The organism is Streptomyces sp. NPDC002787 (genome assembly GCF_053592095.1).
The window spans coordinates 203,346-215,164 of record NZ_JBSFVC010000010.1; the positions used below are offsets into that span (position 1 = coordinate 203,346).

The window sequence follows — 11,819 nt, forward strand, 5'->3', positions numbered from 1 at the left end:
GCATTCACGCAGTATGTGGGACTGTCCGGTCAACGGGTTTTCCCGTGGGGTCCGTCGGTGGAGCATTCACCCGGGAGGCCCACCTCCTGGCAGCACGGCGGATGACGGACTCAGCGCATGGGCCGTGCCGCGGTGACGCCGAACGCGTCCAACGAGACCCCCACCCTGGTCAGTTCGGCCGCGGCGGTGCGGAAGTCCTTGATGTGCGGGGTGGCGAAGTGCTCGTCGAGGGCCTGCCGGGAGGCCCAGCGCTCGTACACCCGGATGCGCCGCTCGTCGGTGGGATCGGCGGTCATCGCGTAGTCCAGACAGCCGGGCTCCTCCTCACGGGTACGCCGTCCCAGCTCGACGAGATGCCCCAGCATCGTGTCGCGGTCGCCGGGCTCGTAGTCCATCCAGCCGGCGACGATGACTTCCTCTGCCACGGTGGTCCTTTCGTGGTCGTGCCCGCGGGCCCGTCGAACGGGCAGGGAGAGCCGACGGGCCCGCGGTGCTTCAGATGGCGGCTGCCGCCGGGACGCCGTCCACGGTGACCGTGCCCTTGTCGCCGTCGACCGTGACGACCATGCCGTCCCGCAGCCGCCGCGTCCCGCCCTCGACGGAGATCACCGCCGGGATGCCCAGCTCACGGCAGACCACCACGGCGTGGCTGTTGAGCGCCCCCACGTCGACGACGGCCGCTCCGGCGACCAGGAACAGTGGCGTCCAGGCCGCGTCCGTGATCGGGGCGACCAGCACCTCGCCGGGCTCCAGCGCCTCGCACGAAGCCGGGTCGGTGACCACCCGCACCCTTCCGGTGTAGGTGCCGTGGCTGCCGCCCACGCCACCGAGCACATCACCCTCGACGGCCGCCGGGGTCCGCTCCTCGGCGCGTCGCGGCCAGCTGTCGATCTCGGTCCGCGCGTCGTCGGCGACGAAGAACGGCGGCTCCAGCTCGTGCAGGCCCGCGTACTCCTCGAGCCGTCGCGCGATGACGGGACCGAAGGACCCCGGGTCGGCGACATAGTCGTCGAGTTCGGTGTCCAGCAGCATCATCACGTCCTCGGGCCGGGCGAAGAGCCCCGCCTCGACGCCGCGCCGGCCGAGCTCCCGTACGGCCATACGGATCTCGTTGACGACGGTGACGCAGTTCGCCTTGGTGCGCTCGCGGGCCGGGATCCACACCTGCGAGGCGTGCGTACCGGCGTCGAACAAGGGCTGCGCGTCCTCGGGCAGCGCGGCCCGGATCTCCCGCGCCGTCCGCTCACGCCCCTCCGTCAGCCGAGCGCGTCGGGCGGCCGGGGAGTCGTCGTCGGGGCTGTGCCGGATCCGGTCGACCAGGGCCAGCGCCTGGACGGGCGCCGCCTCCCAGGACAGCGCGTGGATGTCCCACTCGTTGGGGCCGCGATCGCCGGACTCCGCCAGGAACTCCTCGAAGGAGTCACGGAACGCCTTCACGTCACCGGTCGCCCCGTCGAGTGCCTCCTCCACCGCGGCCGGACCACGGTCGAACAGCGCGCTCAGCTCGGCCGAGGCCGCCACCTGGCGGGACAGCGTCCACAACCCGGTCGACGGGGAGGCGGAGTCGACGTCGCCGAGCCCGCCGATCAGGTCGAGCATCGCGCCGGGGCGGTCCACGCTCGCGCACAGCGGGCCGAGGATCGCGGGTCCCACGGACGCGGGCAGCGACGACTCGACGTGCCGCTGGAAGGTCGTCTCCACCTCGTCCAGCAACGACCGCGCGTGCGCCACCAGTTCGGCGTCGGACAGCCGCGTCAGGTCGGGGCGTGAGCGGCGCAGGGCGCGCAGCCGGTCCCGGTCGGCGTCGGCCTCCGGGAAGCCGGCCTGGCCGAGCATCCGCTGTAGCGTCGCGCCCGCCTTGGCGGTCAGCTCCTCGTCCTGGTCGTCCGGGTGCGCCACGTACACCGGCGTGTCGGAGCGCTGACCGACGAAGGCCGTGTCGATCTGGTCCGCCGTCTGACCCATGCGGATGCCGAACAGCCGCATGTGCGACAGGTTGAGGTAGAAGTGGCCGCCGAACATGCCGACGAACGGCGGTCGGGGGCCGGCCACCTCCTCCTCGCGGTAGATGCCGAACCCGACGAATCCGCGACGCCAACCCCGCAGGCCCCGCCCCCAGACCAGGGTCCAGCCCAGCGGGCTGGCGGGGTCCGGCAGGGTCTCGCCCGCGTTGGCCCGGGTGTAGTGCGGCAGCCGCTCACTGCGCTGCCAGTCCGTGATCCAGCTCTTCATGACGGAGATCTCCCGCTGTCCGTACCCGCGCCTGCCCCTGCCCGTCCCTCGCCTACCACTGCGCTGTTCCGCCGTCGACGCTGATCAGCGTGCCGGTGATGCCCGCCCCCGCCTCGCTCGCGAGCAACGAGGCGACCGCCGCGACCTGCTCCACGGTGGTGATCTTCTTGGTGGCGGCATGCTCGGCGAACCGGCCCAGCCACTCCTCGTACGAGATGCCCTCGGCCTCGGCCGCGGCGGGACCCGCGGCCCGCATGAGGTCGGTGTCGACGGCGCCGGGGCAGATGGCGTTGCAGGTGATGCCCTGGGTGCCGTACTCGAAGGCGGTCGCCTTGGTCAGACCGTGGATGGCGTGCTTGTTGGTGATGTAGTGGCTGATCGCGGGCTTGTTGGCCTGCTTGCCCTCCACCGACGAGATGTTGATGATGCGGCCCCAGCCGCCTTCCAGCATCTTCGGCAGCGCACGGCGGGTGCCGTAGAAGTAGCCGTTGACGTTCAGGTTGAGGGCGTCGTGCCACGCCTCGTCGCTGAGCTGGTGGATCGGGGCGAAGCCGGAGCTGCCGCCCACGTTGTTGACCCAGATGTCGAGCCTGCCGAAGCGCTCGGCGGCGAAGTCGGCGAGGCCCTCGATGTCCTCCTGGCTGTTGGCGTCGCAGGGGTGGAAGACGGCCCGGTCCCCGGCGCCCATCTCCTCCAGGGCCTGCTTGCCCTTGATCTCGCTGCGGCCGCTGACGACGACCGTGGCGCCGTCGGCCAGGAAGGCCTCGGCGATGGCGCGGCCGATGCTGCGCGTGCTGCCCGTGATCACCGCGACACGTCCGTCGAGGCTGCCCGTAGCCACCATGGTGTTCTCCCGCGAGTGTTGTTGGTTGCTCACCTGGCGGCTCTGGAGGCTGCTGTGGCGCCTTCGTCCAGGTGTCGGTGAATGGTGCGGTGGAAGTGCTGGAGTCCGGGCTCGTTGCGTCCGAAGACGAAGTCGGTCCCGTCGAGGGCCTTGAGGCCCTGCTGGACTCCGTAGGTGGTCGCGTAGTCCTCGTCGCGGACCACCTCGTGGAACCACGCGCCGAACCGGTCGGCGGCCTGGCGCTCCTCCTCGGTGACCGCCGGTTCCCGCAGCAGGATGATCTGCTGGGTCACCGACTCGGTGGCCGTCCGGGGGAGCACCAGGGAGACCGCGATCTTCTGGCGCCAGCCGCCGGCGATCGCGAGGCCCGGGAAGAGCCAGTAGATCGGCCCGACGCAGTCCCCGGGGTCACGCTGGTCCGGAGGCTGCTCGACCGCCTGCGCGATGGGGCGCAGGGCCGGTGCGATGCGTTGGTGGGGGCCCCAGGTGTCGTGGGCCATCATGTTCGAGAGGTTGGTCTCGAACACGGTCTTCGGGTGCAGCGAGGCGAAGTGGTACGTCTCCAGATACCCGTCGAGCGTGACCTTCCAGTTGGGGCTGGTCAGTTCGCCGGTGGAGTAGTGGTGGCACTCCGCCAGTCGCAGCCCCTCCAGCAGGGGCTGCAGATCGCCCAGCCAGGCGTCCAGGTCGGGCTCGGCCGCCGGGTCCAGCGAGACGAAGACGATCCCCGCGCGCTCCCCGGCCGGGAGCCTGACGAGGCCCCGGCCCTCGCGCGGAACCTCACCGAAGGTCTTCTCGGCGTACACGCCCCGCAGCTCCCCGGTCAGGTCGTACGACCAGGAGTGGTACGGGCAGGTGAGCCGCCTCGACACCCCGCAGCCGGGTTCGAGGAGCTTGGCCCCCCGGTGCCGGCACGCGTTGATCATCGCGTGCACCGTGCCCTGTCGGTCACGGGTGATCAGCACCGGGATGCCGAGCACGTCGATCGCCTTGTACGTGTTCGGCCCGGGAAGCTCACAGGACATGGCGAGCGGCAACGGGACGCTGCGGTGGACGGCGTCCGTCTCGCGCTGCCAGCGGTCGGCGTCGAGGTAGTGGGCCACGGGTTCCGTCCACTGGCCGTCCGCCTCGTGCGTCGTGTTGTCGCGGTAGTGCGCCATCACACGCTCGACGAGTTCGGCGGCCTCCCGACGCATCGTCACGGACGCGGCGTCGGTGGAGCGGTCCTGGCTGATCCACGACGAGTACTCGGGGGCCGAGGCGGCTGAGGCGGCTGAGGCCGACGGCCTGCGCCCGGCGTCCGTCTCCCGAATCTCCGGCGAACTGGTCTGGACCACGATGTCCTCACAATCCTCCCAGCCGCGAGCCGGTGACCGGCTTCGGAAAGCGACAGCTGGGTTGTGTCCGAAACGACAACAGGACTTAGTGTGCTCTGTCAATAGAAAGTGTCGAAGTCGCCGCTCGGTGTCCCGTGGGGGTGGATGTGATGGTCATGACCCGGCCGTTCGAGGTGGGTGTGGTGGTGCGGGACCTGGAGCTGATGGAGCGCTTCTACCGCGACGTGATCGGCTGTCGCGCCGAGCGCCGCTCACGCGTGCCGGAGTCCGTCGGGGGTCCGGCCGGGCTCGGGGGCGAGGTGGCCGTCGTCTGGTTGCGGGTGCCCTCCGGAGGGTGCGTCAAGTTGATCCTTCCCCGGTCGGCCTCGGTGTCGGTGTCCGCGGCGCCCATGCCGGCCGGGCGTCCGGGACTGTCGTATCTCACCTTCCACTTCGACGACCTGGACCCGGTGCTGGCGGCGCTGTCGGCTGCGGGTGCCCGGCCCGTGTCGGACCCGGTCGTGGTGCGGACGCGCGGCCGGCGGATCAGCTTCTGGGCGGATCCGGAGGGCAATGTCGTGGAGTTGGTGGACACCCGGGCCCACGACCCCGGTGCGAGGCATAGTAATTAGAGACGCTGTTCAGTAAGGTGCCCCATGCTGGTTACTGTAGACCGGCACAAGTAAGTCCGATTGCTTGGCAACCTCCCTCGGGCGAAGGGGCGGACGATGGCTCAACGAGCGTCGACGGCGTCGAAGAAATCCGCGCAGGTCAGCGGTCAGGTCGTCAAGGACCTGCACGAGCGCATGGTGCGCATCCGGCTGTTCGAGACCGAGGCGGGAAAGCTCATGGAGGCGGGCAAGCTGCCCGGTTTCCTGCACCTCTACGTCGGCCAGGAAGCCGTGGCCGCCGGCGTGATGACGGCCCTGCGCGACGACGACCAGATCACCTCCACCCACCGCGGCCACGGGCATGCCGTGGCCAAGGGCGTCGGCTTCCGCGAGATGTACGCCGAGCTGTACGGCCGGGTCACCGGCGCCTGCCTCGGCCGCGGCGGAAGCATGCACATCAACGACCTCACCCGCGGCATGCTCGGCGCCAACGGCATCGTCGGGGCCGGCGTCCCGATCGCCGTGGGCGCCGCCTTCGCCGCCCGGTACAAGGGTGAGGACAGCGTCGCCGTGACCTTCTTCGGCGACGGCGCCACGAATATCGGCGCCTTCCACGAGGGCGCCAACATGGCCGCGATCCTGGGCCTCCCCGTGGTCTTCGTCTGCGAGAACAACGGCTATGCGGAGTTCACCCCGCAGTCCGGGCACATGCTGCTCACCGACGTCGCCGACCGGGCCGCCGCCTACGGCATGCCCAGCGTGATCGTCGACGGCATGGACGCGGTCGCCGTCCACCGCGCTGCCGCCGATGCCGTCGCACGCGCCCGGGCAGGCGAGGGCCCCATGTTCATCGAGGCCAAGACCTACCGCTACTTCGACCACCAGGGCGTCAAGGGCCTGCGTCATCCCTACCGCTCGGACGAGGAGGTCGCCGAGTGGAAGGCCCGCGACCCCATCGACCTGATCGAGGCCCGGGCGGTCGCCGACGGCACCGCGACCCGTGCGGAGCTGGACGACGTATGGCGGCGCACGCGCGAGGAGATCGCCGAGGCCATCGCGTACGCCGAGGCGAGCCCGCTGCCCGACCCCGCCGACCTGCTGCTCAACGTCTACTCGGGATGACCGCCATGACCACCACCACCGAAGCGCCGTCCGTCCCCCCGGTCGCCGCCTCCCGCAAGCTGACCTACGTCAAGGCCTTCAACGAGGGTCTCGCGCAGGCCATGCGCGAGGACGAGAACGTCTTCGTCGCCGGTGAGGACGTGGCCGGATACGGCGGCGTCTTCCGCATGTTCGACAACCTGCTCGACGAGTTCGGCCCCCGGCGCATGATCGACACCCCGATCTCCGAAGCCGCCCTGGTCGGCCTCGGCGTGGGAGCCGCCGCCCGGGGTCTGCGTCCCGTCGTCGACCTGATGTTCATGGACTTCATCGGCGTCTGCCTGGACCAGATCGTCAACCAGGCGGCGAAGATGAAGTACATGTTCGGCGGCTCGGCGTCCGTGCCGCTCACCATCACCACCGCCTCCGGGGCGGGCCTGGGTGCCGCGGCCCAGCACAGCCAGAGCCTGGAGGCCTGGCTGGCCCATGTGCCCGGCCTCAAGGTGGTGATGCCGTGCGACGCCTACACCGCCAAGGGCCTGACCGTCTCGGCCATCCGGGACGACAACCCGGTCGTCGTCATGCTGAACAAGGTCCTGCTCGGCAGCGCCGGCGAGGTGCCCGAGGAGATCTACGGCATCCCGCTGGGCCGGGCGCACACGGCGCGAGCCGGCTCCGACGTCACCGTCATCGCCCTCGGCCGCATGGTGGGGGAGGCCCTCGCGGCGGCCGACGAACTCGCCGCCGAGGGCGTGGAGGTCGAGGTCATCGACCCCCGTACCGTGCAGCCCCTGGACACCGAGACGATGTTCGCCTCCGTCCGCCGCACCAACCGGGTGCTCGTGGTGCACGAGGCCGTCACCTTCGGCGGGCTCGGAGCGGAGATCGCCGCGCAGATCCAGGACGCCGCCTTCGACTACCTGGACGCGCCGGTCCTGCGCATCGGCGCCCCGTTCTCCCCGGTGCCCTTCTCTCCCGTCCTGGAGAAGGCCTACGTGCCCGATCGCGCCCGCATCGCCCAGGGCTGCCGGCGCCTTCTCGAAAGGGCGTGACCGACATGGCGGTCGAGGTTCTGCTGCCGAAGATCGGCCTGACCATGCAGGAAGGCACGATCGACGAATGGCTCGTCCCCACCGGCGCGGCCGTCGCGGAGGGCGACGCGCTGCTGCGGCTGGCCACCGACAAGGTCGACGTCGACGTCGAGGCGGAGGCCGGGGGACTGTTCCACCCCGTGGTCCCGGCGGGCACGACCCTCCCCGCCGGGGCCCTCATCGGCTGGCTGCTGGCCGAGGGCGAGCAGCCACCGGACCCGGCGAGTACGCCGATGCCCGCCGGGTCCGGGTCCAGCGCGGGCACGGCCTCGGTTGCCGTGCCCGCACCCGGCGGCGGTGCGGCTACGACTGCCGTGCCCGCACCCGGCGGCGGTGTGGGTATGGGCGTCCCGCGCGTCCTCGGCGGTGGTGTGGGTAGAGGCGCGCCGCCCGTCCTCACCGGTGCCGGGGCGGGCCCCGACGCCGCCGGTGCCGCCGTGGCGCCCACCGCCAACGGCACCGGTGACCGGCTGCTGTCCTCGCCGAACGCCCGGCGGGTCGCCGCTGCCGCCCACGTCGACCTCACCGCCGTACGCGGCACGGGGCCGGGCGGCCGGATCGTCTCCGAGGACGTGGAGGAGTTCCTCGCGGCCCTGCACGACGACCTCGTCGCACCGGCCCCGCCCGGCGGCGCCCCCTCCTCACCGCTGGTCCGCAAGCTGGCGAGGGAACGGGGTATCGACCTCACCGGCGTGAACGGCACCGGGCCCGGCGGCCGGATCCGCCGGTCCGACCTCGACGCCGTCACACCGGCGCCCGTTCGCCGGAACGCGGCCCCTCAGCCCGGTGACGTCCTCCCGCTCACCGGGATGCGCGGCACCATCGCCCGCAGGATGCACGCCAGCCTTCAGGAGATGGCGCAGCTGACGCACGGCTACGAGGTGCGGATGGACGCCGTGGTGGCCCTGCGGGACCGGCTCAAGGAGGAGTGGGCCGACGGCGAACTGCCGGTGCCCAGCCTCAACGACTTCCTGATGAAGGCCGCCGCCCTGGCCCTGCGCGAGCACCCGCTGCTCAACGCGACGGTGCGGGAGGACGGCATCCATCTGCTCGACGGCATCCACCTCGGCTTCGCGGTGGCCGTCCCGGGCGGTCTCATGGTCCCCGTGATCGAGGACGCGGTGGCACTGCCGCTGCCCGAGATCGCTCGCCGGTCGAGGGCCCTGGCCGAGGCCGCGCGCGAGGGCCGGATCTCCCCCGCACAGCTGGAAGGGGCCACCTTCACCGTCACCTCGCTGGGCGGATACGGCGTCGACTTCTTCACCCCCGTGATCAACCCCGGCAATGTCGCGATCCTCGGGGTGGGCAGGCTCAGGGACGGCGTCGAGTGGGCGGACGACCGGCCCCTGCGGACGCGGGTGCTCACGCTGAGCCTCACCTTCGACCACCGAGCCGTGGACGGGGCGCCCGCCGCCGAATACCTGTGCAGCGTCGGTGAGTTGCTGCGCAAGCCCCTGCGCCTGCTGGTGTGAGCCGGGCGTCGCGGGGCAGGCGGGACTTTCGCAACAGGCCCTAGACGGCCGGGTCGGCGATCCGCTCCGCGAGATCGCCGACCTCGCGGACGAAGAAGCGGTGTCCGAGCGACCGGTAGACGTCGTCGCCCCGGACCTGTGAGATCGCCGCGGTCTCCAGCAGCGCCAGCAGGCCCAGGCCGATCACCGCCGCCTCGGCGTCGGAGACGGACTCACGGGCCTTGCGGATCAGCCGGACCAGCTCGTTCAGCAACTGCGTACGGCTCTCCTGGCGCAGGGTCTCCGCTTCCTGGCTCATGCCGGCCGACGACACGAAGAACACGGTGGCGGCGGACCGGTGCTCGCCCAGCCAGGCCAGGAGCGTGGTGACCGCGGCTCCCACGTCCGAGCCGGGCTCATGGGCCTCCGTGATCGCCTCCAACTGGTCGCGCAGCGCGGTGGCGAACGCCCCCATGGCCGCCGCCAGGACCTGGTCCTTGGAGGAGAAGTGGTAGTACACCGCCGCCGAGGTCATCTCCGCGCGCGAGGCGATGTCGGCCACCGTCACCTCGTCCGGCGGCTGGGTGGCGAACAACTCCGTGGCCGCCTCGATCACCCACTGCTTGCGCGAGGGACGGTGAGCGGCGCGGGTTCCGGATGTCGTCATGCTGTCAAGTATGCCGCGAGCTCGGTGCCCCGGAGGCCAACGTGCAGCGGGAATCGTGCGGTCGGGCGGTCGGAGTTACTGGATACAATGGTCAGTACGCAGGACCCAAGGAAGCGGCTTGTCGGCAGCGGGCAGGGAGCATGATGGCCACCACGAAGAACGGCAAGCAGCCCGCACACCGACCCTCGCGGCGGCAGCACATCATCACCGCTGCCGTGCGGGTGTTCGGTCGCAACGGGTTCGCGGAGACCAGCATCCAGGACATCGCGGACGAGGCCCAGGTGGTCCCCACAGCCGTCTACTACCACTTCGACGGCAAGGAGGAACTGCTCGAACTCTCCATGCGCCGCGTCTTCGACCAGCTGAACGCGGTCGTGGAGGCGGCCCGGCCGGAGTCGGAGCCGGGGGACGCCGAGGGCCTGGTCCGTGTCATCGACGCCGTGTGGGACTGGGTGGAGAAGAACCCGGACGAGGCCCGCCTCTACCAGGTCCAGGTCGCCTCCGCCAACGGCAACGTCAAGGTGCTGCGGGACGAGTTCGAGCAGCGGCACATCCAGCGCGGCTACGACTATCTGCCCGAGGGCAGCACGCGCAGTCCCCGCGCGGCGAAGGCCCGGCACGCCGCACAGGCGCTCGCGGTCCGCACCCTGATCAGCACGACCATGCTCGTCACCGCACTGCGGGCGGAGGGCGGGCCACTGGCCCAACTGCCCTCCCGGTCCGTGCTGGAGGCGGTCAGGGCGCTGGCCCTGCGCATCGTCGCCGCCGAGCAGAAGCCGGCGTAGCCCCAGCCGCATCACCGGCCCGAGGCGGTCCACCAGGCACGGTCCCCTCGCCGTGCGGCGTGCTCGCCGCCTCCTCTCACACCGTCAGGACCGAGCACGCGCTGATCCCGGGCGCCCCGTACACATGGGTGAAGCCCACCCGGGGAGCGCCCGGCACCTGCACACCGGGCGCCCGGCCCTGCAACTGTCGGACGACCTCGTGGAACTGGCGCAGCCCGGACGCGCCCACGGGCTCCCCGCCGGCCAGACAGCCGCCGTCGGTGTTGACGGGTGTCCGGCCCGTGGGATCCGTGGCCCCGGCGGCCAGCAGCTCCTCCTGCTCGCCGTGCCCGCACAGCCCGGTCTCCGCCAGGTGGATCAGCTCCGAGCCGCTGTCGGTGTCCTGCAACTGGGCGACCTGTACGTCCGCGGGCCGCACCCCCGCCGCGCGGAAGGCCGCCTCAGCGGCGTCGACGCTGGGACTGCGGTGCGGTCCCGGCGGCAGCCAGGGGGAGAACACCTCGAACGAACCGAACCGCCGGGTCCGGAAGGCCAGTGACGCCAGCCGGACGGGCCGTTCGCACAGGTCGAACGCGCGGTCGCCGAGCGCGAGCACCAGTGCCGCCGCGCCCTGGCCGGGCGAACAGAACATGTACTGGGTGAGCGGGGGACTGACCTCGGTGGAGTCGAGGATCTCCCGCTCCGTCAGCGGCTTGCGGCGCCAGGCCAGAGGATGGTGCGAGCCGTTGCGGAAGGCCCGCGCGGCCACCATCGCCAGCGCCCGCTCCGAGATCCCGTGCTCGTACAGGTACCGCTGGGTCTTCAGCGCGAAGAACTGGGTCGTGAGCATCATGCCGGTCTCGGCGTACCAGTCGCCCAGGCCGTAGCGGGCCGCGGAGACGTGGAACGCGCCCCGCTCGTGCTTGTCGAACCCCACCGCCAGCCCCAGGGAGGCCTCGCCCGCGCGCAGGGCGCCTGCCACCGCGAGCACGGTGGAGGCACCGGTCGCGCAGCCGTTCTGCACATTGACGAACGGCACTCCGGTCAGGCCCAGCCGGCCCACCAGGGTGTCGGGCTTGCCGGACACGTCGGAGCCGCCGGCCGCGTAGCCGATGTCCGCCCAGGCGACGCCGGCGTCGGCCAGCGCCTCTCGCACCGCGCGCTCGGCCATGTCCATCCCGGTGACGCTCTCGTCGCGGCCGAAGGGATGCATCCCGCACCCGACCACGTACACCTCGCCGCGCCCGCTCATCGCTCCCCGTCCCGCTCCGGGCGGAACGCGAAGGTCACCACCTCGGTTCCGTCCTCGTCCCGGTACGCGGGCACCATGGTGAGCCGGACCGGCAGACCGATCCGTATCTCCGCGCGGGGCACCGCCAGCCGCGCTTCGACCAGCACCTCACCGAGGTCCACATAGCCGACGTGGTAGGGCCGGTGACCGCCGGACGGCGCCCGGTACGGTGGTTTCGGCGGGAACGCCTGAAGCGTCCACGACCACACCCGTCCGCTCACCGGCAGTACGTGCGCGGACATCATCCCGTCCGAACACCGGGGGCACGAGCCCTGGCGGGGGAAGACGACGGTGGCGCACCCGGAGCAGCGCGCGCCCACGAGACGCGGTGGGTCTCCGCCGTCGAACTCCCGGTTCCGCTGCTCCGGGCTCCGCTGGTCGTCCCGGTTCTCCCGGTTCTCGAACAGCGACTCGTCGATGAGCCTGGTGGTCACGTTCCGTTCCTCCTTCC

The 11,819-nt window shown here is 71.6% G+C and carries 12 protein-coding genes; 5 read left to right on the plus strand and 7 right to left on the minus strand.

The window, feature by feature from the left end; translation table 11 throughout:
- Window positions 1–110: 110 nt before the first annotated feature.
- The 4 genes from ACWD26_RS16325 to ACWD26_RS16340 all read right to left on the minus strand — a co-directional run bounded on the left by ACWD26_RS16325 (window position 111) and on the right by ACWD26_RS16340 (window position 4,413).
- A complete protein-coding gene (locus tag ACWD26_RS16325; RefSeq protein ID WP_451270440.1) occupies window positions 111–425 on the minus strand; it encodes a putative quinol monooxygenase in 315 nt (104 codons plus the stop codon).
- A gap of 70 nt (window positions 426–495) precedes the next feature.
- Window positions 496–2,232, minus strand: a complete 1,737-nt coding sequence (locus ACWD26_RS16330) for a PEP-utilizing enzyme (protein WP_451270442.1) — start codon at window positions 2,230–2,232, stop codon at window positions 496–498.
- A gap of 52 nt (window positions 2,233–2,284) precedes the next feature.
- Window positions 2,285–3,109: an SDR family NAD(P)-dependent oxidoreductase gene (locus ACWD26_RS16335; RefSeq protein WP_451270444.1), complete on the minus strand. Its 825-nt coding sequence runs from the start codon at window positions 3,107–3,109 to the stop codon at window positions 2,285–2,287.
- Entirely contained in the window at window positions 3,106–4,413 is a 1,308-nt protein-coding gene (locus ACWD26_RS16340; RefSeq protein WP_451270446.1) for an aromatic ring-hydroxylating oxygenase subunit alpha, read from the minus strand. Before ACWD26_RS16340 ends, ACWD26_RS16335 begins: the two co-directional genes overlap by 4 nt.
- 155 nt (window positions 4,414–4,568) lie before the next feature.
- Between ACWD26_RS16340 and ACWD26_RS16345 the strand changes: the two genes are divergently transcribed.
- From ACWD26_RS16345 to ACWD26_RS16360, 4 genes are all read left to right on the plus strand, one after another.
- A complete protein-coding gene (locus ACWD26_RS16345; protein ID WP_451270448.1) occupies window positions 4,569–5,024 on the plus strand; it encodes a VOC family protein in 456 nt (151 codons plus the stop codon).
- Between the two features lie 96 nt (window positions 5,025–5,120).
- Entirely contained in the window at window positions 5,121–6,125 is a 1,005-nt protein-coding gene (locus ACWD26_RS16350) for a thiamine pyrophosphate-dependent dehydrogenase E1 component subunit alpha (RefSeq protein WP_451270450.1), read from the plus strand.
- 5 nt (window positions 6,126–6,130) lie between these two features.
- The gene (locus tag ACWD26_RS16355) at window positions 6,131–7,156 is read left to right on the plus strand and encodes an alpha-ketoacid dehydrogenase subunit beta (protein WP_451270452.1); all 1,026 of its coding nucleotides are present in this window, start codon (window positions 6,131–6,133) and stop codon (window positions 7,154–7,156) included.
- Window positions 7,157–7,161: 5 nt separating this feature from the next.
- The gene (locus ACWD26_RS16360; protein WP_451270581.1) at window positions 7,162–8,667 is read left to right on the plus strand and encodes a 2-oxo acid dehydrogenase subunit E2; all 1,506 of its coding nucleotides are present in this window, start codon (window positions 7,162–7,164) and stop codon (window positions 8,665–8,667) included.
- A gap of 40 nt (window positions 8,668–8,707) precedes the next feature.
- Here the strand turns inward: ACWD26_RS16360 and ACWD26_RS16365 are convergent, their stop codons facing one another.
- Window positions 8,708–9,313, minus strand: coding sequence for a TetR/AcrR family transcriptional regulator (locus tag ACWD26_RS16365; protein WP_451270454.1), 606 nt, complete (start codon window positions 9,311–9,313; stop codon window positions 8,708–8,710).
- Window positions 9,314–9,453: 140 nt separating this feature from the next.
- Between ACWD26_RS16365 and ACWD26_RS16370 the strand changes: the two genes are divergently transcribed.
- Window positions 9,454–10,098 carry a TetR/AcrR family transcriptional regulator gene (locus tag ACWD26_RS16370; RefSeq protein ID WP_451270456.1) on the plus strand — a complete coding sequence of 215 codons (645 nt, stop codon included), beginning with the start codon at window positions 9,454–9,456 and terminating at the stop codon, window positions 10,096–10,098.
- Between the two features lie 76 nt (window positions 10,099–10,174).
- Here ACWD26_RS16370 and ACWD26_RS16375 read toward each other — a convergent pair whose 3' ends face one another.
- Together ACWD26_RS16375 and ACWD26_RS16380 are read right to left on the minus strand one after the other, a co-directional pair.
- A complete protein-coding gene (locus ACWD26_RS16375; protein ID WP_451270457.1) occupies window positions 10,175–11,329 on the minus strand; it encodes a thiolase family protein in 1,155 nt (384 codons plus the stop codon).
- Window positions 11,326–11,802 (minus strand): Zn-ribbon domain-containing OB-fold protein, encoded by a 477-nt coding sequence (locus tag ACWD26_RS16380; RefSeq protein WP_451270459.1) that lies wholly within the window; start codon window positions 11,800–11,802, stop codon window positions 11,326–11,328. The genes ACWD26_RS16375 and ACWD26_RS16380 overlap by 4 nt, the downstream gene beginning before the upstream one ends.
- Between the last annotated feature and the right edge of the window lie 17 nt (window positions 11,803–11,819).